19 protein-coding genes and 1 tRNA gene are annotated in these 26656 nt (G+C 47.0%); 5 read left to right on the forward strand and 15 right to left on the reverse strand.

Features of this window, described 5'->3' with window-relative positions; translation table 11 throughout:
* Positions 1–46 precede the first annotated feature (46 nt).
* The 6 genes from HQ865_RS25940 to argH all read right to left on the reverse strand — a co-directional run bounded on the left by HQ865_RS25940 (position 47) and on the right by argH (position 7779).
* Positions 47–1351 (reverse strand): asparagine synthetase B, encoded by a 1305-nt coding sequence (locus tag HQ865_RS25940; protein WP_237073758.1) that lies wholly within the window; start codon positions 1349–1351, stop codon positions 47–49.
* Between the two features lie 239 nt (positions 1352–1590).
* Positions 1591–4176 (reverse strand): zinc-dependent metalloprotease, encoded by a 2586-nt coding sequence (locus HQ865_RS06545; protein WP_173414121.1) that lies wholly within the window; start codon positions 4174–4176, stop codon positions 1591–1593.
* A gap of 108 nt (positions 4177–4284) precedes the next feature.
* Positions 4285–4971, reverse strand: a complete 687-nt coding sequence (locus HQ865_RS06550) for a DUF1345 domain-containing protein (protein ID WP_175582431.1) — start codon at positions 4969–4971, stop codon at positions 4285–4287.
* A gap of 67 nt (positions 4972–5038) precedes the next feature.
* The gene (locus HQ865_RS06555) at positions 5039–5245 is read right to left on the reverse strand and encodes a YwbE family protein (protein ID WP_173414122.1); all 207 of its coding nucleotides are present in this window, start codon (positions 5243–5245) and stop codon (positions 5039–5041) included.
* A gap of 9 nt (positions 5246–5254) precedes the next feature.
* Positions 5255–6361: a TlpA disulfide reductase family protein gene (locus HQ865_RS06560; protein WP_173414123.1), complete on the reverse strand. Its 1107-nt coding sequence runs from the start codon at positions 6359–6361 to the stop codon at positions 5255–5257.
* An 80-nt stretch (positions 6362–6441) separates the two neighbouring features.
* Entirely contained in the window at positions 6442–7779 is a 1338-nt protein-coding gene (argH, locus tag HQ865_RS06565; RefSeq protein WP_173414124.1) for an argininosuccinate lyase, read from the reverse strand.
* A gap of 221 nt (positions 7780–8000) precedes the next feature.
* On the opposite strand from argH, the gene HQ865_RS06570 reads away from it, so the two are divergent.
* On the forward strand, positions 8001–8789 hold the full coding sequence (locus HQ865_RS06570) for a hypothetical protein (RefSeq protein WP_173414125.1): 789 nt from the start codon (positions 8001–8003) through the stop codon (positions 8787–8789).
* Positions 8790–8912: 123 nt separating this feature from the next.
* Here HQ865_RS06570 and abc-f read toward each other — a convergent pair whose 3' ends face one another.
* The 3 genes from abc-f to HQ865_RS06585 all read right to left on the reverse strand — a co-directional run bounded on the left by abc-f (position 8913) and on the right by HQ865_RS06585 (position 13146).
* On the reverse strand, positions 8913–10835 hold the full coding sequence (gene abc-f, locus HQ865_RS06575; RefSeq protein ID WP_173414126.1) for a ribosomal protection-like ABC-F family protein: 1923 nt from the start codon (positions 10833–10835) through the stop codon (positions 8913–8915).
* Positions 10836–11089: 254 nt separating this feature from the next.
* Entirely contained in the window at positions 11090–12271 is a 1182-nt protein-coding gene (locus HQ865_RS06580) for a TlpA disulfide reductase family protein (protein WP_173414127.1), read from the reverse strand.
* A gap of 116 nt (positions 12272–12387) precedes the next feature.
* Positions 12388–13146 (reverse strand): SGNH/GDSL hydrolase family protein, encoded by a 759-nt coding sequence (locus HQ865_RS06585; protein ID WP_173414128.1) that lies wholly within the window; start codon positions 13144–13146, stop codon positions 12388–12390.
* A 117-nt stretch (positions 13147–13263) separates the two neighbouring features.
* On the opposite strand from HQ865_RS06585, the gene HQ865_RS06590 reads away from it, so the two are divergent.
* Positions 13264–14304 carry a quinone-dependent dihydroorotate dehydrogenase gene (locus tag HQ865_RS06590; RefSeq protein ID WP_173414129.1) on the forward strand — a complete coding sequence of 347 codons (1041 nt, stop codon included), beginning with the start codon at positions 13264–13266 and terminating at the stop codon, positions 14302–14304.
* Between the two features lie 166 nt (positions 14305–14470).
* Here HQ865_RS06590 and HQ865_RS06595 read toward each other — a convergent pair whose 3' ends face one another.
* From HQ865_RS06595 to HQ865_RS06605, 3 genes are all read right to left on the reverse strand, one after another.
* Positions 14471–14647, reverse strand: a complete 177-nt coding sequence (locus tag HQ865_RS06595; RefSeq protein WP_173414130.1) for a spore protein — start codon at positions 14645–14647, stop codon at positions 14471–14473.
* A gap of 27 nt (positions 14648–14674) precedes the next feature.
* Positions 14675–14745 (reverse strand) — tRNA-Cys (locus HQ865_RS06600).
* 51 nt (positions 14746–14796) lie between these two features.
* Positions 14797–15543: a TrmH family RNA methyltransferase gene (locus HQ865_RS06605; protein ID WP_173414131.1), complete on the reverse strand. Its 747-nt coding sequence runs from the start codon at positions 15541–15543 to the stop codon at positions 14797–14799.
* Between HQ865_RS06605 and tamL the strand changes: the two genes are divergently transcribed.
* Positions 15534–17882 (forward strand): translocation and assembly module lipoprotein TamL, encoded by a 2349-nt coding sequence (gene tamL, locus HQ865_RS06610; protein WP_237073759.1) that lies wholly within the window; start codon positions 15534–15536, stop codon positions 17880–17882. The two genes, HQ865_RS06605 and tamL, sit on opposite strands and share 10 nt — an antisense overlap.
* A gap of 542 nt (positions 17883–18424) precedes the next feature.
* Entirely contained in the window at positions 18425–20017 is a 1593-nt protein-coding gene (locus tag HQ865_RS06615; protein ID WP_173414132.1) for an ABC-F family ATP-binding cassette domain-containing protein, read from the forward strand.
* A gap of 322 nt (positions 20018–20339) precedes the next feature.
* Here HQ865_RS06615 and HQ865_RS06620 read toward each other — a convergent pair whose 3' ends face one another.
* Positions 20340–21827 carry a PAS domain-containing sensor histidine kinase gene (locus tag HQ865_RS06620; protein WP_173414133.1) on the reverse strand — a complete coding sequence of 496 codons (1488 nt, stop codon included), beginning with the start codon at positions 21825–21827 and terminating at the stop codon, positions 20340–20342.
* Positions 21828–22091: 264 nt separating this feature from the next.
* Here HQ865_RS06620 and HQ865_RS06625 point away from each other — a divergent pair, with 264 nt between their 5' ends.
* Positions 22092–23273 (forward strand): DUF1624 domain-containing protein, encoded by a 1182-nt coding sequence (locus HQ865_RS06625; RefSeq protein WP_173414134.1) that lies wholly within the window; start codon positions 22092–22094, stop codon positions 23271–23273.
* A gap of 75 nt (positions 23274–23348) precedes the next feature.
* On the opposite strand, the gene HQ865_RS06630 is transcribed toward HQ865_RS06625, so the two are convergent.
* Together HQ865_RS06630 and HQ865_RS06635 are read right to left on the reverse strand one after the other, a co-directional pair.
* Positions 23349–23786 carry an RrF2 family transcriptional regulator gene (locus HQ865_RS06630; RefSeq protein ID WP_173414135.1) on the reverse strand — a complete coding sequence of 146 codons (438 nt, stop codon included), beginning with the start codon at positions 23784–23786 and terminating at the stop codon, positions 23349–23351.
* A 95-nt stretch (positions 23787–23881) separates the two neighbouring features.
* Positions 23882–26542: a glycoside hydrolase family 2 TIM barrel-domain containing protein gene (locus HQ865_RS06635; RefSeq protein WP_173414136.1), complete on the reverse strand. Its 2661-nt coding sequence runs from the start codon at positions 26540–26542 to the stop codon at positions 23882–23884.
* Between the last annotated feature and the right edge of the window lie 114 nt (positions 26543–26656).

The following is a 26656-nucleotide window of genomic DNA, read 5'->3' on the forward strand; positions in this document are numbered from 1 at the left end:
ACCGGGGATTCTTCGCTATCGCTCAGAATGACGAAGAGGAGAAGAATTAGGTTTTCTGCTTCTTCTTTTTTGCAGCCGGGAACAGGATATTGTTCAATATCAAACGATAGCCTGGTGAATTGGGATGCAGGGCCAGGTCGGTTGGCGGCTCATTGGGGCTGTGCTGGTAATCTTCCGGATCGTGGCCGCCATAAAATGTCCATTGGCCTTTGCCGTATTCGCCGTGGATATAACGCGCTTCCCCCGCCGATTTTAGTTCACCCATAATCGTTACGCCAGGTTTCAGCTTGGTTTTATCAAAAGCTGTAGCTAAACCTTTAAAGCCTTTTATCACATGGTCATGGTCCTGTGTAAGCATGCTGGGAACGGGATCCCACTTAGCCGAAAAATCGAACAGGGTAAAGAAATCGCGGTCGCGTTGCACATTGCGGGTATCCGATACATCGATGTCGCTAAACCTGCGTCCGCGGCCTAACACTACATTGAAGTTTTGAAAGGCGAGCGTCTGCGAAAAATCAAGCTTGGCCTGCGCATCCGGATCGTAAGGGTCGCCGTCAAACTGGCTGTCTACAATATCTGTTTTAGCCGCTGCCAGGGCGATATCAAAACTATCAGCCCCCGAACACATAGCGAACAGGAAGCCGCCGTTACCACAAAAGTCGCGGATATGCTGCGCTACTGCCAGTTTCATTTTTGATACCTTGCCATAGCCCAGCTTTTTTGCCAAAGCTTCCTGCACGGGCTTGCTTTCCGCATTATCTTCGGGCCGATACTCTACGTTGTTGTTGTTAAAGTCGCGACCACCGCGGCCACCGCCATTAAAGTCAGGCGGACCACCCATGCCGCCACCACCACCGCCGAAACCACCGCCATAACCACCACCGCGGAAGCCGAATCCGCCCGCACCCATACCTTTGCTGTACTGGCCGGTAAAGTCTTCGTGGTGCAGGTGTACCCAGTCATATTTCAACAGATCGCCCTTTAATACTTCCTCATCATACAAATAATCGAAAGGTATCTCGGCGTATTTTAATACCAGGGCAACGGCATCTTCCAGGTTGCCTTTGCTTTTAGGCGAGTATAAAGCAATTTTAGGCGCTTTCTCTAACTTTACCACATCCATGTTTACCGATGGGTCAGCTATCTGGTTCATAATGGATGTTACGCTGGCATCGGCCAAAACCTCGAAGGTAATTCCGCGCACCTTGCATTCATCTTCGGTCTTTTTATCGTATTTGGCCAGGAAACTGCCGCCGCGATAGTTCAGCAGCCAATCTACCGTACCACCTGCTTTTAAAACCCAAAATGCTATGCCGTAAGATTTTAAATGATCCTTTTGGGTGTCATCCATAGGGATCAGAATAGAGGCGGCTCTGCCCAGAAAAGGCAAAAAAAGGAAGATAAACACTAAAAGAATTTTGGGCTGCCGCGTCATTATACCAAATATAATAAACAATATAACAAGGTATTAGCATGTTGCATAACAAATAACTAAAGTGTAATGCAAATATGACAGAAGCTATGCCCCGACACAAAAAAAGCCGCCCTGTTTACACAGGAACGGCTTTTTAGAAATCACATTATAATTGTTTAGCTTTTAGGGTTCAGTGCCGCGGTGATCCTTTCAGAAAGGTCTTGCAGGTGATATTTGCTCATACTGTCGCTTGTGCCAGGCAGAGCGGAAGTGATCTGGCTGTTGATGAGGCGTAACTGGGCTTTAGCTACCGAAACAACATCGGTTTGCTCCAGTTCGCGACCACCACCGCCACCACGACGGCCACCGCCGGCCGGGATAGCCGTAGCTGCTGCCGCAGGCTCAGGTGCCGGGGCTACAATGTCTATCAGCTTATCTACATACAGTTTTTGCAGGTTACGGCGATAGATATCGATAGCCGCATTAGTCTTCAATTCGCGGAAGATAATGTTCTGCATATCCCCGAAGAAATCGGTGATCTTGTAGGTGTTTTTATCCTTCGATTCGGCAATCAGCAATTTATTCATTTGGTGCTCGGTCACAATGCGGTTAAGCACGGCATCCTGTAAACGGTAGATCACGGTTACGCCGTTACCACCGGTTTGGTTAAGGATATCGTTATTAACCAACCACATTGGGGTAGTGAACAGCTGACGGTCTAAAAAGTCCATCGCTTCCTTCTGCGTAGCGGCCGGGGTCAGTTCATAAACAAAACCAGCCTCTTCAACCGATTTAGGGTTCTCGTAGATCCCACCGATGTTTTTAGCCACGTGGCCCATGTACCTGCCAAACTGAGTGGTCAACTGACCGTACATATTGTTCAGGTTATCGTAATCCTCGTTAGGCTCTTTGGTCCACTCAGGCAATTTAACCAATATGCGTTGCAGGTTCTTGATACCATAATCGCTGGCTTTCATAGCGTTGTCGCCCAAGTCCTCGTTTTGTGAGTGCGGGTCGTCAGGGTTAGTTTCGGTACCGAACCAGTTGCGGCGGTTTTTCAACGCCTCGATGGTCATTTTGTTTAATACCGGTACTTCAGCCTCTGGAGATTTTACGCCGGGCAATACACGGTAACCCCAGTTAATGGCCCATTTATCGTAGTCACCAATGCGTGGATATAAACCGGCTTTAGTGATGTTATCTTCGGGCTGTGCCACGTAGTTAAAGCGGGCATAGTCCATAATCGAGGCGGTGTGGCCGTTGGCTTCAACCCAGGCTTTGTCGCGCAGTTTTTCAACCGGCGTAGCCGAGCTTGAGCCATAGTTGTGGCGTAAACCAAGTGTGTGGCCAACTTCGTGCGATGATACAAAGCGGATCAGGTCGCCCATCAACTCATCGCTGAATTGCATTTTACGGGCACGTGGGTCAACTGCCGCGGTTTGGATCATGTACCAATCGTGCACCAGTTTCATTACGTTGTGGAACCAGTTGATGTGTGTTTCCAGTATCTCGCCGCTGCGCGGGTCGGAGATGTGCGGGCCGCTGGCATTCTCAGTTTCTGATGGTTTGTAAACCAATACCGAGTGGCTGGCATCGTCCAGGCTCCAGGTAGAATCTTCCTTAGCGGTAGGGGCAATTTTAGCTACGATAGCGTTTTTGAAACCGGCAGCTTCAAAAGCTTTTTGCCAGTCGTTAACGCCTGCTATCAGGTATGGCTGCCATTTTTTAGGTGTGGCAGGGTCAATGTAGTATACAATTTGTTTTTTAGGTTCAACCAGGATACCTTTTTTGTATTTCTCCATGTCCTCCGGTTTTACTTCAAGCCTCCAGCGGGCAATCATCTGGATGTTTTTGATACCCTGTGGATTAGCATCGAAATCGGTATAGCCATGAGCGAAGAAACCAACACGTGCATCAAAGAAACGGGCTTCCATTGGCTTTTTAGGCAGGATCACCATCGAAGTGTTTAACTCAACAGTAACCGAACCCGTGCTGCCGCCACCCGGAGTAGGGGTAGGGGCGCCGCCACGTGCGCCAAACGGAGAAGCTGCCGCGCCTAAGGTATAGGTTTTAACAGTGCTGATCTCTACATTGGTTTTAAAGCTGCGTACGCTTTCGATATAGCTACGATCAGACAGTTGGTTGCCTAAACGGAAGCGTGATTTGGCAGCGGCAGAGCTAAAGTAGAAGATATCGTTATCGCTATTGATATAATCGGTCATATCTACTACGCTACCTTTGTTATCGGGCGCGTAGGCCGCAATGTTGAAGGCGGCAGCGATAGCCTGCACGTTTGAGCGCTGAACCACCGCGTACATTGATTTGGTGCTGTCAGGGCTGTAGGTGCTGTATGATATTTTACGCATGAAGATGCGGTTGGCAGGGCCTTTTTCAAAGGTGATTACGGTGTTACCAATGATATCGCCAGCGTAACCATCGGCCACGCGCACATCTGCGCCCGATTTGGCCACGCGGTTAACCACCAGTATTTCGCGGTTAAGGATGCTGTCGGCAATTTCAAAATAGTAATGATCGTCAACCTTGTGGGTTTTAAATAAACCATCGCGTGTAACCGCCTTATCGGTAATTACACTTTTGTACGGACGTGGTACGGCTCTGGCCGCTGTCGCACCGCCACCGGCGCCCGGGAAGCCTCCCGGTAAAGCCGCGCCACGGCGACCACCACCGGTGGTATCTCTTTGCTGAGCAAAGGCAGCTACCGCCAATGTTGTCAATAAGACAGGTAATAAAACTTTTTTCATATAATTAAAAACAATTTGAGGATTTAAATGTAGGGACTATACTGCATAGAAATATTGTATAACTTATATGTTACAATAGATGTGATAACCTATAAGTTAGTGTTATAACTAACGTGATACCAGGCCCGATACCACGTTGATGCTCAAGGCCAGTATGGCCGTGTTGAAAGCAAAAGCGATCAATCCATGCACTAAAGCCAGCCGGCGGATAGGGCGGGCGGCTATCTCTACATCCGATACCTGGAAGGTGGTGCCCAATACAAAGGAGAAGTACACGAAGTCGAGATAATCGGGTTCGTCTTCGTTGGGGAATTGCAAGCCGCCAATAGGTTTCTTGCCGTCGCCATCGGGATCGGTACTGTAATACATGTGGGCGTAGCGCATAGTAAAAATGGTATGCACCAGCCACCATGATACCACTACCGATACCATACTTAACACCACATGCCCGGTAATTTCGGCCTCAGAAAGGTTTTTGTCGCTTTTGAGCAGGAAAAGTATGGATACCAGGCTAAATAACGAGGCCACAATTACAAAAACAAATATGAGCGTACGGCTGGAATCTTCCAACTTGGCCACCTTCCTCACCTCGCGGGGATGGCAGGTGAAGATCAGGATCCAATCTAAAATAATAACCGATAGCGCGAACGACGACCAGGTAAGCAACACCACGCCGGTTGTAGAAAGCACTGTACGGATAAAGAAGAACACCACAGCTGCCACCACCAGCGAAAAGTATAGCTTGTAGTGCGCATCCATTGTAAAAAAGTGGCGGTGGTTCTTAAATGAGTTCATGGTTGCTAAAGATAGCTTATTGTAAATGAAAATACGATGAACCATCAATTATGAACCATGAACTAAATTAAAACTCATCCTCATCAATAATATGCGCGACGCGGCCAACCTGCCCATCTTCCAGTTGCACTTTAATACCACGCGAGTGATAAGCGGCGCTGGTGAGCAGGCGCTTTACAAAGCCACGGGTTAGGGCACCGGTGCGCTGGTCTTTTTTAAGGATGATATCAACTTCAAGTCCGGGGTATATGTCTTTCCTGTTTTGTCCGTTCATGTATAAGCGTTATTTCAAATAGCCGTTAATAGTGGCTAAGATCTTGTCTTCGTTCTCTTTTTCGAAGCCGCCTAATTTAGTAAGTAAGTTGCGTTTTCCGTCAATAAAAAATATCTGCGGGATGTAGTTAAGGTTATATTGCATTTTAACACGCTCCATGATGGCCTGATCGATAGAGAGTTGCTGCCAGGGCATTTGCTCTTCGCCCATGGCTTTTTTCCAGCGGTCTTTGTCATCATCAATAGATACGCTCACCATCCTGAAACGGTCGTCCTTAATTGTGGCGGCTATCTTTTTCAGCGATGGGATTTCCTGCCGGCAAGGGCCGCACCAGCTTGCCCAAAATACTACCATGTTTAGTTTTTTGGTGGTATCTATCATAGGGATGTGCTTGCCGTTCTCGGTAGTTAACATGTTGTTGGGGCGTAAAGCCTTTTCATCGGGGCGGGTATCTAAAAACTCTTTTATTTTACGGCCGCTGTAACCGTTGCGGCTTTGCTCGTCGAAGGTGTTGTATATTTTCCTCAGTTCATCATTGTTTACCTGGAACTTTAAATTGCTAAGGGCAAACATGCACCAGTACGCATTGGGCATGGCATTTAACTTTTGCACAAAACTATTAACCTGCGCCTGGTGCTTTGCAGGGATGCTGCTGATATCATTAAAAGGCAGATCGACGTTTTGAAACCGGAATTGATTTTGCGGCCCGCCGGTAAGCGTTATACCCCGGCTTTTTTCCAGATCACCGGTTAATTCGATAGTTCCGGTCTCCATCAAAAAATCGCCGTATAAATTCAGTTTGCCATCTTTTGAAGTTACAGGGTTAATGATCCCTAATCCGGAACGGGGATCATTCTTATCGCGAACGATATACACCAGCTTGGTTTCAAAAATAGTATCAGGTTTAAAGTGGAAGGTAAACGTGCCATTATTGACCGCTGCGGAATCGAGCGGGGGCTTTTTAGTTACCGGGTAAACATTATACAGATACACCCATTTTGACTTTAAGCCCTGGATATTCCCTTTGATAATGATCTCGTTACTTTTTTTGATGCAGGATAGCGTTGTTACCAGCAGAACGAGCGATAACAATTTTAACAGTTTGAATGATTGCATGACAGGTATGTATAAGGATTACGTGGATATTAATGCTATCCCTAAGATATCTTTAAAAAGCACCTGTCAGCAAGTGTCGATTAGTATTTGGTCAGCTCGGCTACAGCTTGTTCTACTTTTTCGAACTCAAATTGTGCTAAAAGTGCATCCATCGAATTAGCAATTTGCTCGTTATGTAAATTACCGATGCTGCCCTCGTGGGTATGGTTCACGGTTTTTTCGGGGTTGAAATTGCCTTGTTCAATATCCAAACCCACCTGTTTATAAGCATCGCGGAAAGGGGTGCCATCCAGCACCATTTTATTCACCACTTCAACACTAAACAGGTATGCGTATTTAGGATCGTTCAGGATATCGGTTTTTACGGTGATGTGCTGTAACATGAAATTGGCCATGTGCAGGCATTGTTTCAGCTCGGCAAAGGCCGGGAACAGTAATTCTTTCAGCAATTGCATCTCGCGGTGATAGCCGGATGGCAGGTTGGTGGTCATCATGGCCACATCGGTAGGCAGGGCTTGCAGTCGGTTACATTTGCCGCGCATGATCTCCCAAACGTCGGGGTTTTTTTTATGTGGCATAATGCTGCTGCCGGTGGTCAGGTTTTCGGGATAGCTTACAAAGGCGAAATTCTGGCTCAGGTACAGGGTTTGGTCCATAGCCATCCTGCCCAAAGTAGCCGCCACGGCCGATAAGGCCTGCGCGATGATGCGTTCGGTTTTGCCACGACCCATTTGCGCGTAAACTACGTTATGGTTCAAACCGGCGAAGCCCAGTAATTGGGTGGTCATGGTGCGGTTAAGCGGGAACGATGAGCCATAGCCCGCCGCCGAACCCAATGGGTTTTTATTGGTGATCTTATAAGCGGCCAAAACCAGTTCCAGGTCATCAGCCAAACTTTCGGCATAAGCGCCAAACCACAAGCCGAACGATGAAGGCATAGCTACCTGTAGGTGGGTATAGCCGGGCAGCAGCACATCCTTATGTTGTTCGCTCAGGCTCAATAACAAATCGAACAGGCTTTTTACTTCCTGCACCACCTGCTGCAATTCGCTGCGGAAGAACAGTTTCAGGTCTACCAGTACCTGGTCGTTGCGGCTGCGGCCGCTATGTATCTTTTTGCCTGCTTCGCCAATGCGGCGGGTAAGTAGCAGTTCAATCTGCGAGTGTACATCCTCTACGCCGTCTTCTATCACAAAGCCGTTTTTAGTAATATCGGCATAAATGCTTTTCAGTTCCTGTTGCACGGTGGCCAGGTCTTCAGCGCTCATCAGGCCAATGCTTTGCAGCATTTGGGTATGGGCTAACGATCCCAAAACATCAAAAGCGGCCATTTGCTGGTCAAACTCGCGGTCGCGGCCAACGGTAAAGTTTTCTACCAGTGCGTTTACGTCGGTTGTTTTTTGCCAGATCTTGCTCATGTGGGTGTAGATGAAACGGGTGCTTACTAATGGGGCAAAAGTACGTTATTGAGAGTTGTCTTGCAACGATTCATCATCAATAACAGCATCGCTTTTAATCCGAACCAAACTTACGAAGTTTTTAAAACTTCGTAAGTTTTGATCTTCGTGATAATTATTAAACTACGATTGTTTCGTAGTTTAATAAAATATGCTTAACATTGGTCATCAACATTTATCTAATGACAAAGCAAACCCCTCTCATTCTTTTAACGGTAGCTTTATTAAGCAATTCCTTCTCAGCCATTGGCCAAAAATTACCAAATAAGCAGGAAACCAGCGTTTACGCGCCTGCCGATATTAAAATAGATGGTAAGTCTACCGAATGGAACGATAAATTCCAGGCGTACAATCATGCGGTGGAAGCCTGGTATACCATTTCAAATGATGATAATAACCTTTATCTCATTTTCCGTTCTAATGAAACGGAGGTGACGCAAAAGATCATTACCGGGGGATTTGTTATAACGGTGAGCCCGGTGGATAAAAAAAGTGAGCTTACGCCTGTGGCCATGAATTACCCGGTGGTGCCGTGGATGAGTTCGCAGGTTGATTACCTGTTAAAACCTTCGGGCCCGGTTAAGGATGCCGATGTTAAATTTTTGAATAGAAAGATCAATGATCAACTGAAAGAGATCAAGATCAGCGGTGTAAAGTCTATACCAGATGGATCGATATCTGTTTATAACGACCTGGGTATTAAAGGCGCGCACCTTTTAGATAACCAGAAGAATTACACCTGCGAAATGGTGCTGCCCCTATCGTTCATTAAACATTTAATTGATGATAAAGGAACCTTCGCTTATCGCGTGCAAGTGAATGGTATCGATCTGAAGACAACTGTAATAGTAGGAGGCCGATCCGCAAGCGACCCTGCTGCACCATCGTCAGATGCCGTACCGCATGGCTTGTTGTACGATACATCGCCCACCTATTTTACGGCGACTTATACGCTGGCTAAGAAACCGTAGTGGGAATATGTCATTGCGAGCGATAGCGTGGCAATCTCGTACTAAGCAAATCAAACTACGAGATTGCCACGTCGCTCCACTTCACCATGCCCCGCTGCTCCTCGCAATGACATGGTAGGGAGGTTACGCCTCCAACTCCATTATCTGCTCGGCCAGTGCTTCCCATTTGCTTTGCAGGGTGTTTAGTTCGGCTTGTTTAGCTTTGTACAGTGCGTTGGTGTCTTTTAATTTGGCTGCATCGTTAAACACAGACGGATCGGCCAGTTGATCTTCCGCTTGTTTTACTTCTTTTTCCAGCACTGCAATTTGCTCTTCCATTTTACTCAGGTCTTGGTTAAGCTTTTTTAACTGCTGATGCTTGTTATCGTTCGGTTGCTGCTTGGCAGGCTCCGGCTTTTTCTCTTCCTTTTTAGGCTGAGCGGCCGGAATAGCGGCCTTGGGCTCTAACTTGCGTTTGCTGTTCCATTCCTCGTATTCCTGGTAGGTGCCCGGGTATATTTTTATCTTTTGGTCTTCAATGAACCAAATCTTGTTGGCTACATTATCCAGGAAATGGCGGTCGTGCGATACCACAATTACCGTACCCTCGTATTGCTGCAGGGCTTGTATCAGAATGTTTACCGAAGCCATATCCAGGTGGTTGGTAGGTTCATCCAGTACCAGGAAGTTGGCATCGGCGGTTAAAGCTTTGGCGAGTGCCACACGCGATTTCTCGCCACCCGAAAGTACTTTGATTTTTTTGAAAACGTCATCGCCGGTGAACAGGAACGAACCTAATATCGAACGCAATTCGGTATCGGTATGTTTGGGCGCGAAGGCCTGCAGTTCCTGCAAGATCTGGTTCTCAAGGTGCAGCGATTCTAACTGGTGCTGCGCGAAGAAGGTTTGCGTAACGTTATGACCCACTATGGCCTTGCCAGTAAAATCCTTATCGGCCCCGGCCACAATGCGCAGCAGGGTAGATTTACCTTTACCGTTGGCACCAATAAGGGCTATCTTATCGCCTTTTTCAATTACGGCCTCGGCATCATCTAAAATATCAATAGCCGGGTATTTTTTGGTGATATGTTCAAGCATTACCACGTGGCGGCCCGATTGCTTGCTGAATTTAAAGCTGAAGTTAACTTCAGGGTTATCATCGTCCACATCTTCCACTCGCTCCATTTTATCCAGCATTTTGATGCGCGACTGCGCCATTTTTGCTTTCGATGCCTTGGCGCGGAAACGCTCGATCAGGCGTTCTTCCTGCTTTATTTTTGATTGCTGGTTTTTGAACTCGCCGCGCTGAATTTCGGCACGCAGGGCCTTCTCTTCCAAATAGAAAGTGTAGTTGCCCGCGTAAACGGTCAGCTTGCCTTTGCGCGATTCTACCGTGCGGTTAATTACCTTATCCAAAAACCACCTGTCGTGAGATACGATAACGATGGCGCCTGTGAAAGCTTTCAGGTAATCTTCCAGCCATTGGATCGAGGGGAGGTCTAAGTGGTTGGTAGGCTCATCCAGCAGCAGGATATCGGGTGCTTGCAGCAGGATCTTGGCCAGCATTACGCGCATACGCCATCCACCCGAAAAGGTGCTTAGCTTGCGGTGGCAATCTTCCTCGCTAAAACCCAAACCGGCCAATATCTCGTGCGCTTTATACTCGATGTTATAACCGTCCAGCAGTTCAAATTCATGCTGTTTATCGCTTAGCTTGTGCAGCAGGTCCTCGCTGTAGTCGGTCTCCAGTTTTTTCAGCAACGCTTCAATCTCATCGTGCAACTGGTTCTGGCGCTCAAAAGCTTCCATAGCCACGTGAACGATGTTTTTATCAGACGAGTAGGAGAGCAGATCCTGGTTAAGGTAACCCATGGTCAAATCCTTAGCCATAGATATGGTACCCGACGTAGGTTTATAATCGCCTACAATTATCTTTAAAAGGGTGGTCTTGCCGGTGCCGTTAGCACCTATCAGGCCAATTTTTTCACCGGGTTTAATATGCCAGTTGGCCTCATCGTATAATGCCCTTGCACCTATCTCGAACGTCAGATCGTTTATTGCTATCATTTCGGGCGCAAAGATAGGGTTTTTGAGGCGTAAGGTAAAAGGTTAAAGGCGAAAGGTATAGGTTCGGGCTACAGTGTGTTTGGAACTTACTATAGCTTGTTTATTATTTGAAAAGCAGGGCCAGTACTGCTATCAATGTTTGCTCCTGCTATCCGTTCCAACTCCTCATTTCGCTGCGCTGCATTGCGGGGTTTCCACTGCTATCAGGTTTAGGTTGAATGGTTGCACATTTCACCTGCTCGCTAACTCTGCTTTTAAGGGGCTGGGGGGAATACCTCTGCCAGTTTTTTATCCAAAGCGGTTGCGTTATCACTATCGTATCTGCCAATGATGATACCGTTTTTATCAATCAGTATTTTGGTAGGGAAAACATGTACATTATACTGCCCGGAAATGTGTTTTTCTTTGGGTGTAGCCGTGTCATCCCGCGGTATATCCATCACGTTATGCCACAGGGCAGTACCATCAACTTTTATGGCCTTTTTCCAGTCGTAAGGGGTATCGTTGCAGGCAATGGCTACCACCTCTAAACCCTCTTGATGATATTTAGCATATAGCTCTTTTAAATGTGGCGTACTTTGGCGGCAGGGCAGGCACCAGCTTCCCCAAAAATCAAGCAGCACATATTTGCCTTTTAAATTAGCCAGGCTAAAGGTTTTGCCATTCAAATCGGCTTTGCTGAAATTTACGGCTGGCATGGCAGCTTTAACTTCCCGTTCATCAATCGCCCTTTTTATTGCCAGGCCAGAAGTTGTGCTTTTAACGGCCTGGCTAAAGCTATTATACACCGTACGCACCGAATCAAGCGGCCATGATACGGCATAAACGCTCATTTGTATGGAACTGAGGTATGAATTAGGGTGACTGATAATAAACTGCCGCGCGATATCCTCGTATTTTTTAACAAAAGGTATACGCTGCTTTTCATAAACTACTAATTCTTTTTCCAGCGAATCGATAACATGCTCAGGCTTATTGGTGCTTTTGGCCAGCTTTACTTCCTTGTTCATCCGGTTAAGGTTTGCCGATACAGGTTCGAATCCTTTATTCACCTCGTCAAGTTGAGCCTGCAAGGCTATGTTTTCGTCCTGTGTTTTTGATCCGGTGAGCTTTAGCGCGCTGAAATTTGCCATAGTTGCATCAATGATCATGTTTGTTGGTTCAAGGTATATGCTGGCGAAGCTGTTCTTCGCGGCTTTTAGCATCAGGCTGGCCCGGCTTGGTTCGGCCAGGGCGCCTTTAAAAGCAAAAGCATCGGCCTGTAGGCGCATGCTATCCCTAACGCTCTTTTTTTCAGTATTTTGATAGGTGAGATATATCCACGCATCACCGCCCCCGGTAACCTTTCCCGAAAGGGTAAATTGCTGTGCGAATAAACGTGATGAGCCGAATAATAAAACAATAACAAGGGCTTTGGTTAACAGATGCTTATACATAGGTTGACAGGTTTGGAGATATAACTATTAGACAACCGATATATTGCACCGTTGCAAAAAGGCAGCATGTTTTTTAACAATGTTTAACAAAGCCTGTTACGCCAGTATTATCCTAATTACTTGATCGCTTCCAGCCAGGTATGGGCCAGAAGAGTGATGCCCGCCATGTTGGGGTGTACACCGTCGCCTGTCCAATAAGCCCCCGGTGCCTTTTTCATAGCCTTATCAACAGCCGATTGGAACGGAACGAATGCCGCACCATATTGATCGGCTATCTCCCGCGCCGCCACCTGGAACTCAGGGAATTTAGGGTACCATGCATCGGTTACCGATTTTACACCATTGATGGCATAAGGCTCGCAGATGATCAGTTTTACATCGGGCAGGGCTTGTTTGGTACGGTCGATGAGTTTTTTATAGTCGGTGCGATAGGTTTCAATAGTGCCGGTGTATGGTGGTTTAGCGGTAAGCGTATGCCAGTAATCGTTAACACCAACAAAAATACTCAGCACGTTAGGTTTCAGGTCAAGGCAATCGGCATCCCAGCGGTCGGCCAGTTGAAATACTTTATTGCCGCTGATGCCTTTGTTATAGATCTGCAGGTTTTTATCGGGATTATTAAACAATAGGGTAGAACCCGCTACAAGCGCGTAACCGCTGCCCATACAGGCCACATTGTTGGCAGCTGTACTCTTTTTATCGCGGCCTGAGTCGGTAATGGAATCGCCTTGAAACAGTACCACGTCGTTATTATTAAGCGTGATTTTTTTACCATTGCCTTCTGCAAAAGCGGCAGCGGCAATTTCGGGGATAGATAAACTTGCCAATGTACCGATGGCAGCAGTAGTAATAAAAGAGCGGCGCGAAGTGTTCATTTTTTTGTTTTTATAGGTTTATTTAGCCCATGGACTATGGTCGATGGTCCATGGACTAACAACGCTAAATTATAAATATTCTTAATATGTTAACGCACAAAGCGGTAAATTCGCGGCATGTATTCGCTGATCAAGCCCATCCTTTTTAAATTCGACCCAGAGAACGTTCATTATTTTGTAACCGACGGTTTGCACCTGGCCAACCGCATACCTGGCGGGGCCGCGTTAAGCCGTGCCGTGTGGGATGTTGAAGATAAACGATTGGAGCGCGAGGTATTTGGCCTGAAGTTCAAAAACCCGGTAGGTCTTGCCGCCGGATTTGATAAAAATGGCCTGATGATAAAAGAGATGGCTAACCTTGGTTTTGGTTTTATAGAAGTTGGTACTGTAACACCATTAGCTCAGCCGGGTAACCCCAAACCACGTATGTTTAGGTTACCCGCCGATGAAGCGCTGATCAACCGCATGGGTTTTAACAATGGCGGGGTTGATGCCATGGTAGAACGCATTGCCGAATACCGTAACAGTCCCGCTGCCAAACAGCAACGCGTAATTATTGGGGGTAATATCGGTAAGAACAAAGTTACCCCTAACGAGGACGCTGTTAACGACTATATTATTTGCTTTGATAAGCTGTTTGATGTGGTTGATTACTTTGTGGTGAACGTGAGTTCGCCCAATACCCCCGGTCTGCGCGAATTACAGGAAAAAGGCCCGTTGCTGAACATCCTGAATACACTGCAACAACGTAATAACAAGAACGGCGTATCGCGCCCCATCCTGTTAAAGATAGCTCCCGATCTCACCAACGAGCAGTTGGATGATATTGTAGAGATCGTACAGCAAAGCGGCATTGCCGGGGTGATAGGCACAAACACCACAATTAGCAGAGATAATTTAGGTTCACCTGATACGCTGAAAAGTGAAACCGGCGGTTTGAGCGGCAGGCCATTAACTAACCGTTCAACCGAAGTGATCAGCTATCTGCATAAAAAATCAAATGGTTCGTTCCCCATTATAGGGGTGGGTGGGATTCATTCGGCAGCGGATGCTTTAGATAAACTGAACGCCGGTGCATCGCTGGTACAGTTATATACGGGCTTTATTTATGAAGGGCCAGCGTTGATAGGGTGGATAAATAAGGCTTTATTGAAGTGATACGTTGATCGTTACCTCGTCATAGCGACGTGGCTATCCCCCGGCTTGTATATCGTCTCTGTATATCGGGGATAGCCACGCTATCGCTCGCTATGACGGGAGATTTAAACAAAAAAGTCCCGCTGGCATCACCAACAGGACTTTCAATAATTTTTACAACTAAAAATTAGTTAGCAGCAGCAGCTGTAGCTAAAGCTATGTTGTTTTTAGTGATCTGGCTGTGTTTTGATTCAGCAGAACGGCTACCTAATTCAATGTTGGTAGCTAATTTCAGGAACTGTACTTCTAAACGTGAGAAAGTTTTGTTCCTTCTGTCTTTTCTTTTTAAACGTGTAACGCCCATTGTAATATCTTTATAAAGTTAACCTCGAGGTCGAGAGCGGATTCGAACCGCTGTACAAGGTTTTGCAGACCTCTGCCTAGCCACTCGGCCACCCGACCATTTTTCAGGAGTGCAAAGTTAATTAATTTTTATTGCCTATCAAGTTTTATTTAAAAACCTTTCCGAAATATTTCTGAACAAAATATCGCGGTAGCAATGGCTACGTTTAACGATTCGGTCATATTATCACCCGGGATGGTAACCGAATTGCTGATGAGCTTTTGTACAGCCGGGCGAATGCCGTTGCCTTCGTTCCCCATAACGATCAATCCTTCGTTATGAAAATCAGTGTAATAGATGTTTTTACCATTCAGCATGGCGCCGTATACCGGCATTTTTAATTGAAGGATGGTAGTTTGCAGATCGGTATAATAAATATTCATCCGCGCCAGCGAACCCATAGTAGCCTGCACAACTTTAGGGTTGTATACATCAACCGAATCTTGCGAACATATAATGTGCCGGATACCAAACCAGTCGGCTGTGCGGATGATGGTGCCCATATTACCAGGGTCCTGCACGCCATCAAGCACCAGCGCGTATTTATTTTTTAATGTAGACGCTTGTAATGCGGGTAATTCGGGTATTTTTATCAGGGCGATAACTTCCTGCGGGGTGGTTAAGTTGCTGATCTTACCCAGTTCGTCTAAAGAAATTTCCTGGAACTTTATTTTTGCCGATAAATTCAGCATTTTTGGGGCAATTGCTGCTGTATGGTAAACAGTTTGTACCGGGTACCCCGATGCGATAAATTCAGTTACAGATTTTAATCCCTCGGCCACAAATAAACCATGAACATTGCGGAACTTTTTATGTTGTAAAGATTTAAATAAACTGATCTGAGATTTTGAAAGCATATACCGGTATAAAATATCAAAGCTTTACCATACTTATCGCCCTGTTTGTTTTCGTGGTTTCGGGATGCAGTTTAACGCGCCGCTTAAAACCTAATGAATCGCTGGTGCGCAAAATTACAATAAAAGGTGTAGATAAAGAATTTAGTGAAGCCGCGCTCACCTATGTTGATAAGCAACAGCAGCCAAACAACTGGATAAACCTGAACCTGTATTATATGTTCAGCAAAAACGGGAAGAACGATGTGGGTGAACCACCCGCTATTCTCGACAGCAGTTTGGTTGAATACTCGCGGGTGCAGATAGAAAAATTCCTGCAAAACAAAGGCTACCTGAAGGCTAAGGTTATCGATTCCATCATTATTAAAAAGAAAAAAGCCCAGCTGATCTTTACCGCCACTGAAGGGCCAATGTTCAGGATCCGTAAGTTTCAGGATAGTATTGCTGATAAAAATATCGAGCGGCTTTATCGTAACAACCGCACGCAATTTTCGCACATACAACCGGGCAAGCGTTACGATAAGGATAGCCTGGCCTACGATCGTGATGAGATATACCAGCTGATGAAGCGTAACGGTTATTACGATTTTTATCGCCAGTATATCACCTACGATTACGATACTACTTTTAACAATAGCGTGGCTGATGTGATCATGAAGATCAGGAACCCGGAAGGGAAAGCCTTTCACCCGGTTTACCGGATCAATAATACCCTCATCACCATATCAAACAGCAACAGCCGCTACCCGGGTAAGCCCGATACCCTGCAGGTTGACTCGCAGTTTCGCTTTGTGGATTTTTCCCGCTTTTTTAAACCAAAGGCGGTTACTTACTATGTGTTCCAAAAAAAGGGTGATATCTACAATATCGATATGCAGGGCCTCACTACCAGCCGGCTTTCCGAGTTGAACGTATTCCGTAATGTGCCCAATCCCACTTATACCAAGCTGCCCGATAGTACCAACCGGCTGGATACCAAGATAGAACTGATCCCTCTGAAAAAGATGAGCGACCGGATAGAGCCCGAGTTTATCTTTAATGGCGGGCGATATGGCTATAACCTGGGTAATACCTTTACCAACCGTAACCTGTTTGGCCGTGCCGAAATATTACAGTTTAAAATAAACTGGAGTGTGCTGTTTGATAAATCGAGCGGGCAGGGCGCGGCGGGCATCCAAAACCAGGATTTCAGGACGGGTATCAGCCTGGCTTATCCGCGTATTATCACGCCGTTTAACTTGCCTATTTTGGGTAAGTACGGGGTGCCGCATACTACTTTCTCCACCAACTACTCTTTGTTTTATCAAAAGGGGCTGGTTACCCGCGAAAGTTTTATTAACTCCCTTACTTACGATTTTGCCGAGACCGGCCATAAACTGCACACGTTAACGCCCATCAGTATCGAGTATTCTACCGGTAAGATTGATTCGGCCGCACGTGAGGAGTTGCTGAAGATCAACCGTTACTCGTATGTGTTCCTTATCGGCCGTACCGTATTTACTATCGGCAGCCAGTACACCTACCAGGTAAATGCCGACTTGTTGAACTCCATCGGTAGCTTCGAATATTTCCGTGGTTCGCTTGATGTGGCTGGTAATACGCTCGGTTTGCTCACAAAAGCGCTTAATACCAAACGCGATACATCCGGCGCGTATACCATTTTTGGCCAACCCTTTTCGCAGTATACCAAGGCCGAGGTAGATTTTAGGGTATACCGAAATGTAGGCGGCGAGCGACAGATCGTGTTCCGCATCAATCCCGGCATCGGTGTGCCTTACGGCAACAGCAGGCAATTGGTGTTCGAGAAGAATTTTTATGCCGGCGGCGCCAATGATAACCGTGCCTGGCTACCGCGCACTTTGGGCCCCGGTAATTTTAACCGCTCCATTTACCCCGACAGTACTACCCGCAACCGCCTGAAATACCTCGACCAGTTTGGCGAAATTAAGATACAGGGTAACCTGGAGTACCGTTTTAAGATAGCCGATAACTTTTTCGGTTCGAAACTAAAGGGCGCTACCTTTACCGATTTTGGCAACGTTTGGCGCCTGCGTAACGAGGTGGAAAGTCCCGGCGGCCAGTTTAGCTTAAACAGCCTGTTTAAAGGGGCAGCAATTGGCGTGGGTGCCGGTTTGCGCTTTGATCTTACCTTCTTTGTGTTCAGGCTGGATGCTGCCTTTAAATTTAAAGATCCGCAATTCACCGGGGCCGATCAGTGGGTGTTGCTGCGCCATGGTAACGAGTTATTCCATGCCGGGGCATTCAAAAATAATTACCTCATCACCAATGGCGAAAGCTACAACTTTATGCAGCTGAACTTTGGTATCGGCTTGCCGTTTTAGGCGCTGCGCTGTCATTAATTTTTGATGGCGGGGCCTTTGCGGTTTTCCGTCATCGGGAGGGATTTCTCTTTGGCGTTGCTATAGTGTAGAATCTTGTCTTTGGAAATTTTTTCAAAATTCTGTTTTTAAACTTTTTTTTCGTGATGCCTTTTATCCATGTAATTGAACTGTTAAGATAAAAAACGTGGATTGGGTATTGCTGGTGTGCTTTTGTGCTTTGTATGATCAAAGAACGTTGCTTTTTACTGTTTGCCGAAGCTTGTTTTGGCGGAATATTATTTGGCGATTTAGATTTTTCCGAAAAAAGGGCCTTTGCAAATATCGTACAATCGACTGATCGGGATTTGAAGTTTTATACAATATACTAAAAATTTGCCGGAACTGCAAGATCGCCGGTTTCGCATTTTTTCCTATCTTTGCCCTGCAAAATTCAATAAAGCACCGCTCCATTATATGTGATCAGCTAATTCCCTTCAGGACAAATAAACAGCCGGCGACATGCTCCGCGTGGCTATTATTCACCCGCTTAACGAAAGGAATTTATGCTTCTTCTTCAGGATATTACTTATATACACCCCAACAAGGATGCCCTGTTTACCGGCATCGATCTTATTGTAAATAAACATTGCAAAGCCGCGCTGATAGGGAATAACGGCGCCGGAAAATCAACCCTGTTACAACTGCTGGCCGGCAACTTAAGTCCTTCCTCGGGATTGGTGAAAGCCAGCTCCCGGCCCTGGTATGTGCCGCAAATTTTAGGTCAGTTTAATAATTGTACCGTGGCCCGGGCTTTGCAAATTGATGGCAAGCTGACCGCCCTGCACCAAATTTTGGCCGGTGAAGTAAGCAGCGAAAATATGGCCCTGCTTGATGATGATTGGGGCATTGAAGAGCGCTGTACCGAAGCTTTTGCCTATTGGCAACTGGATGGTGTTGACCTGCAGCAAGCAATGGGTAGCCTTAGCGGCGGGCAAAAAACTAAGGTGATGTTAGCGGGTATCAGGATACACCGCCCTGAAATTGTGCTGCTCGATGAGCCGAGCAACCACCTTGACATGGCAGGCCGGGCATTGCTTTATCAATACCTGCAAACTACCAATCATACGCTGCTGGTGGTGAGCCATGACAGGACTTTGCTTAACCTGCTTGATACGGTTTTTGAACTCAGCAAGCGCGGCATAACCACTTATGGCGGTAATTATGATTTTTATGCCGCCCAAAAAGCCATCGCCACCGAAGCGCTGAACAACGATGTACGTAACCGCGAAAAGGAACTGCGCAAAGCCCGGGATACCGAGCGGGCGGCGATGGAAAGACAGCAGAAACTGGACGCCCGTGGTAAAAAGAAACAGGAAAAGGCCGGTGTGCCCACCATCATGATGAACACATTGCGGAACAAGGCCGAGCGCAGCACCGCCCAAATGCGCGGCGTACATGCCGAAAAAGTAGGCGATATTGCCCAAAAGCTAAGTGAACTGCGCCGCGAATTGCCCGGTACCGATAAAATGAAGATGGACCTGGATAATTCGGCTTTGCATAGGGGTAAGGTGTTGGTGAACGCAAATAGCGTTAATATTGGTTATGGCGATAATTTGCTTTGGCGCGATGGCATCGACTTTAAAATAACCAGTGGCGCGCGGATGGCCATTAAAGGGCCTAATGGTTCGGGGAAGACCAGTCTCATCAGGCTGGTGTTGGGACAGCTGTTACCGCTTGCGGGGAAACTTGATAAAGCCACGTTCACATCGGTTTATATCGACCAGGATTATTCGCTTATTAACCAGCTGCTTACGGTTTACGGACAGGCGCAGCAGTTTAACACAGGCGCATTGCAGGAACATGATATCAAGATCCGCCTTAACCGCTTCCTGTTTACGGCCGATGACTGGGATAAATCCTGCAATGCCCTAAGCGGCGGCGAAAAAATGCGGCTGATGCTGTGCTGCCTGGCCATTGGCAACCAGGCGCCCGATATGATGATATTGGATGAGCCGACCAATAACCTGGATATGCAAAATGTAGAGATATTGACCAATGCCATTAATCAATACCGGGGCACGCTGCTGGTGGTATCGCACGATGAATGGTTTTTAAAGGAGATAGGAGTGGAGGAAGAGATTGTGGTGGGGGGATAATGGAATGATATCAATCTCATCGGTCGAGCCGTGAACGCTGTAGCCTTGAAACATAACATCAAAAATGTCATGCTGAACTTGTTTCAGCAACCCATTATAAAAAAGCGACAAGTAAAGCTTAAACAATGCAAATGGGATGCCGAAACAAGTTCGGCATGACGTTCTGTTTTAAATCCCGCCCATTGAGGCGTCCACGCCTCAATGTAATTCCATGTAAGCGTCCACGCTTACGATGCCAGTTACGTAAGCGTGGACGCTTACAATCTTTGGTATCCGGGCGTGGACGCCCGGATAGGCTTGAATATATTTTTTTAAGAAAATCTCACGCCTTCTCCATCACCGGCAATTTAAAATAAAAAGTACTGCCCTTTCCCGGTTCGCTTTCGGCCCAGATGGTGCCGCCGTGGCGTTTGATGATCTCGGCGCATAGGTACAGGCCAATGCCAAAGCCGGCTATATGGCTAATTTCGGCTTCCTTAACGCGGTAATAACGCTCAAAAAGACGGGGCAGGTCGGGTGGATTAATGCCCATGCCTTCGTCGGTTACGCTCACCTGCACATCGTTACCCATTGCTATGCAGGCAATATTAATTTGCGAGCCGGTGGATGAGTACTTCACCGCGTTGCTCAGCAGGTTATTAAAAACCTGGCCAATCTTTTCGCGGTCGGCATTTACCCATATCTCATCCATCGGCCAAAACAGCACCTTATGGCTATATATGGTGGCCATGGCCTCTTCCTTTATTTCCTGCACCAGTAGCGCCAGGTTAAATGGTTTATGATCTATCTGGATATGGCCCGATTCTAAACGCGAAACGTTGAGGAACCCGTTGATCATGTTGGTCATTTTATTAAGCTGCTTCCCGGCGCGGGTCAGCATATCGGCCGATACCTGGTCATTGTTTTCGGCTGCCCGCTTTTGGGTGATCTGTACGTAGCTGATCACCGATGTAAGCGGCGTTTTTAACTCGTGGCTCACCATGCTGATGAAGTCGTTCTTACGCTGCTCGTTGGCCTTGATCTCGCTGATATCGCGCGTGGTGCCGGCTATCGATTCTACCTCGCCCTGCTCGTTAATTACGGGAACGAGTATATAATCATAAACGCGGCGGCCCAGCGTAGCGTGCGGAAAGGCCACCTCGCCACGCACGGTTTCCTTTGTGTTCACAATATGGTCTATCTCGCGCTCGTGCATTTCGGCATGCCAGGGTTCGTAGCCGTTCTCCAATAATCGTTTGCCAATGGCCTCTTCACGGGTTTTGCCCCACATGTTCAGTAAGGCCGGGTTGGCGTAGGTGAAACTGTAGTCAAGGCCAAAAATATACACCAGGTCGGGCGTGTTTGATGCTACGGCTTCGTAAAGGCGTTTTTGCTGCTCAGCCTCTTCTTTGGCTTGCTGCAGGGCCTCTTCCATCTGCTTGCGGTCGCTGATGTTATTTGCCGCGCCAAACCATTCAATTATTTCGCCCTTGTCATCCAAAATAGGCACCGCTTTAGATGATGTCCAGCCCAATTCGCCGTCGGCCGTCAACACCCGGTGCTCTAACTGGAACATGCTTTTGGTACGGATGGCCCCGGCAATGGCAGCCTTAACGCGCTCCTGGTCAACCGGATGAATATATTTAGCCATCCAGTCGGCTATGGGTTTGCCCGTATCGGTAAGGAAATCGCCGCCTTCCAGCTGTCGCATCACGCTCCAATCGGGGTTCATACGATAAACTACATCTGATGTAGCGGTTACCAGCGCGCGGTAACGCGCCTCGCTTTCACTAAGACCCTGGTTATGATCGATGGGGTTTATTGGAGCCATTTAAAAGGAATAATTGAATGCTAATGTACTAAAACGCAATGGGCGAAAAATAGTTTAGAGTTAATTATTATTCAATATTTGATCTGAAAAGTAACAATTTGTTCTTTTAAGGGATAATGACATAGGATAATAGCGCCTCTGCAAATCCCTGCTTTTTTTAATCCTGCAACAAAATAGAGATAATTAAAAAATACCATAAATAATCCGGCCGGTATTGTTTACATTAGTTAACCTTTTTACAATTAGCTATTTACCTTTCGTGTCATGACCGCTCAACCCCTAACCGCAAAGCACCGCATCGAATCGATAGATATCCTGCGCGGGCTGATCATGCTTATTATGGCTATTGACCATACCCGCGATTTTTTCCATGCCGGGCATCCCGAACCTACCGACCTGGCCGTTACCACGCCGTTATTGTTCTTCACCCGGTGGATCACGCATTTTTGCGCCCCGATATTTGTATTCCTGAGCGGAGTATCGGCTTACCTGGCCGGCACAAGGCGTACCAAAAGCCAGTTCAGCGCCTTTTTAATAAAACGCGGGCTTTGGCTGCTGGCTATCGAATTTTTAGTGGTGCGCCTGGCCCAAACCGGCGATCCGTTTTTTCATACCATCATTTTCCAGGTGATATGGGCCATTGGCGGCAGCATGGTACTGCTGGGCCTGCTGGTATGGGCGCCGCTTACCGTCATCTGTATTATAGGCGCGCTGATCTTCTTCGGCCATGATATCCTGTACCTGGTAAACGTAGGTGCGGTGGGTAACACCTTCTTATGGAAGCTGCTGCTATCGGGCCGTGGATTTGGCGATGTTTGGGTGATTGACAGCGATCATATAATGATAATGGCTTACGCCCTGTTGCCATGGACGGGAGTGATGCTGCTGGGATACGTTTTTGGCACCCTGTATAAAAAAGATGCAGATGCAGCCAAACGCCGGAAAACGCTATTGAATTGGGGCCTGGGCTTGCTGGCGCTGTTTGTGGTGTTGCGGTACTTTAATTTTTATGGCGATCCGGCGCCGTGGTCGTCGCAAAAAACTGCCAGCTTAAGCATTATCTCGTTTTTTAACGTAAGCAAATACCCACCCTCGTTGCTATATCTCTGTATGACCCTCGGTGCCGCTCTTATCGCTCTTTCGCAAACCGAAACCGTTAAAAATAAGCTGACGGATATATTGGTTATTTATGGCAACGTGCCCATGTTTTACTACCTGTGCCACTGGTACCTGCTGCTGATCACGTTTATCAGCCTGTATTTGGGTTCGGGCTATCATTTAAACCAGTTCGACCCAAAGACGGGGCAGCCACCCGCGTCGTTTGGTTATGGGCTTGGTGGTGTTTACCTGGTTTGGCTCATCGCGATCATTATCCTGTATTTTCCATGCCGCTGGTATAGTAAATACAAGCGCGCACATACGCAGTGGTGGTTGAGTTATTTGTAGGCTTTTTGGGGATTTCACCGATTTTAGAATGATTTCACCGATTTAATATTATCCAACAATCGGTGAAATCAACCATTAAATGATCCCTATCAAATTCGTCTCCCGGTTGATAATATCTGCTATGCTGGTTTCGCTGAGGATCTTCAGCGTGGCGTCGCGAACTTCAATAAACACATCGCGGATACCGCAGGTGGTTTCCTGGTGGCATTCATCGCAGCGATGGTAAAAATTTAAGCTGGCGCAGGGTACCATGGCAATAGGGCCATCGGTAATGCGCAATACGTTTACCAGGTAAATATCCTTGGGGTCTTTGTTTAAGCTGTAACCGCCACCCGCGCCTTTTTTGCTGTACAAAAATCCCGCGTTACGTAAATCAAGCAGTATCTGCTCTAAAAACTTCTTGGGGATCTTCTCTTGTTCAGCTATCCACGAAATTTGCAAGGGTGGTTTGTCCCGGTGTTTACCCAGTATTACTAATGCCTTAATGGCATATTTGGTTTTTTTGGAAAGCATTTGAGCAGTTAATACAACAAAATTAGCTAATAATTATGGTAAAGTTTTGCGCCTGTGCCCAAATATTCTGAAAAAAAGTTAGTTTCCCTATGGTTTTAATATATTTTTTTTATTTGCGCAGCATTTAATATGGTTTGTCCGCTTAGTGGTTTAAAGCCAATGGTGATGCCTTGTCCGCCCTTTGCCACCACAACCGTGCTGGTAGAATAGGCCATTTGCGGCTCAAGATAGTTAGCGCTGCCCAGGGCGTTAATAAACGACTGCCCGTTCACCGAAACATCAAACGCGCGCGATTTAACCGTAGCGGTTTGCTTTGCATCGTTCCCCAAATTGTATACCAGCAACTCGCCATTTGATTTGGCCTGCAACTCGGCAAAGTGCAGTGTTACTTCGTATTTGCCATCAGGCACGTCGGCTTTAAAAGCTTCGATACCCAAACGCTGGGTTTCGTAAACCGGGTCATAACCGGTGCCGAAGATATCCTTGTCCGATCCCATACTGGTACGGCCACCGCCGCTTTTCAATGGCTCGCCGCCAACGTAACCCCATCCGCCTTTGGTGTAGGCTTGTTCGGGCAGCCAAACCTGTTGCAGTTTATCATCAACAAAATAACGGGTATCACCAAGGCTAACGTTCAGTTCGGTAAAGGGGATGCGGGTATCGTTCAGTTGGGTAGGGAGGAGTTTGAAATCTACAACCTGGTCATCGCTGGTGTTAACCCCGGTACCGATAGCCCGTAGCTTGTTAATGCCATTTATAAATGGAACGTTAAATACCGCCATATGATCTACTACATTCGCGCTGCCCAGGGTTTTGCCGTTAAGCCATAATGTAACCGATGGCTGATTGCTGAAAACGGTAAGCGGCTGTGTGCAGGTAGCGCCATCGGTACTCATACCCGAGCGCAGCTTCCACTGGTTACCGCCTATTTTAATGTATGGAGATGTCAACAGGTTGGCCTGGTATAAAAAGTAAGTCTCCTTAGGGTCGCGGGTTTCGGTGGTGATGCCCTTGCTGTTGACATGTGGGGTAGATTCAGCCCGGCCTTCCGAGTTAAAATCGACCAAATTCCATATCGCCGCGCCGGCCACAAAAGGGCGCTGCATCATCTGTTTGATGTAATGGGCGTGGTACATCACTTCATATTCTATCGATTTATCAAAGCGCTCAGGCTTCATGCTGTGGCTGCGGGAATCGGCATCAGCGCCGTATTCGGTAATAATGAATGGGGTTTTGGGGTTCTCTTTATGAAACTTATCCATAAACTCCTCAAAACCGTTAAGGCCCGCACTGTACCAGCCGTTATATAAATTCCAGCCTACTATCTGCGGGATCCTGGTTAAGCCAACGCTGTTATAAAGCGCATAAGCGCCATGGCAGGGGATCATGGTATAACGTGCCGGGTCTTCGGCACGACTCAGCGAATCGATGCTCTTAGCCAGTTTGGCTACGTTGGCAAAATAGGTTTTCTGCCGATCACCCTGGAATTGCGGGCGCAACAGCACCTCGTTCATATAGGTCCAGATGATGACCGCCGGGTGGTTAAAATTCTGGCGGATCATCTCGGTCTGCATATTCAAACAGTTCTGCGTGAACCCTGCCGATTCGGTAATGCTGTTCACAATAGGGATCTCTACCGATGCCAGTATGCCCAGTCGGTCGCAGGCTTCCAGTACGGCAGGATCCTGCGGATAATGGGCTATGCGGATAAAGTTGGCGCCCATATCCTTTAGCAGGTGCATATCACGTTCGTGCAAGGCGTTGGGCAGGGCATTGGCCATGTCTTTATAATCCTGGTGGCGGTTGGCGCCCATCAGTTTAACCGGCTTGCCGTTCAGCATAAAACCTTTATCGGCATCAAAACTAAACCAGCGCAAGCCCAGCGGGTTGCTTTGCTCGTCTAAGGTTTCGCCGGTTTTGGCATCGGTGATACGGGTAACCACATGATACAAATAAGGATCTTCCGGCGACCATAAATGCGGCTGTGGTACAGTTTGCTGTTGATCGAATGCCTGCTTGCCCGACGCGTTTATAATAAGCTTTTGCTCGGTTTTATTGATGATCTTGCCCTCCGCGTCGATCACTTCGCTAACTACTTTCAGGTTTTGTTTTTGGGCTGATGTATTGCAGATGCTCCCACCAATGCTAACAGACGCCTTTGCGTTATCAACCACAGGCGTTTTAACGCGGATGCCTGCCGACGCATGATCGTCCATATCAAAATGTACCGGGTTGGCGGCCACTAAATATACATCGCGATAGATGCCGCCATAAAAGGTAAAGTCGGCACTCAGCGGTGGGATATCGGCGTTGTGGCTGTTATCAACCTTAACGGTAACCTCGTTGGCACTCAAACTATCGCTTAAATTTAAGTATTGGTTAATGGAGAAACTGAACGCGGTATAACCCCCAATATGCTTACCGGCCGGTTTGCCGTTCACAAAAACTTCGGTTATCTGGTTGGCACCCTCAAAGTACAGGTAGATGCTTTTATTTTTCCATGCGGCAGGGATATATAGCGTTTTTTTATACCAGCCGATGCCGCGGTAATAGCCGGGGGTATCGTCGTAAACATCGGCGGTGTTCCAACTGTGGGGGAGAGACACCTTTTCCCAATCGGTTTTAGCACCGGCGGCGATATCGCCCTTATGAAAATTCCAGTTACTGTTTACCGATTGAACGATGCGGCCCTGCGCAAAAATTTGTCCGCAAAAAAACAGGCAGATGATAATTGCCCTAATGGTATATTTATACATAAAATTAAAGCCTTTGGTAAGGTATTGTAATGCCTTGGTTCAGCATTACAATTTTAAATAACATTGGCCTGATATACTTCAATAGCATATTCCTACATATCATTTGGGTATGCA

The sequence above is a fragment of the Mucilaginibacter mali genome, from assembly GCF_013283875.1.
In the GTDB taxonomy this organism is placed as follows: domain Bacteria; phylum Bacteroidota; class Bacteroidia; order Sphingobacteriales; family Sphingobacteriaceae; genus Mucilaginibacter; species Mucilaginibacter mali.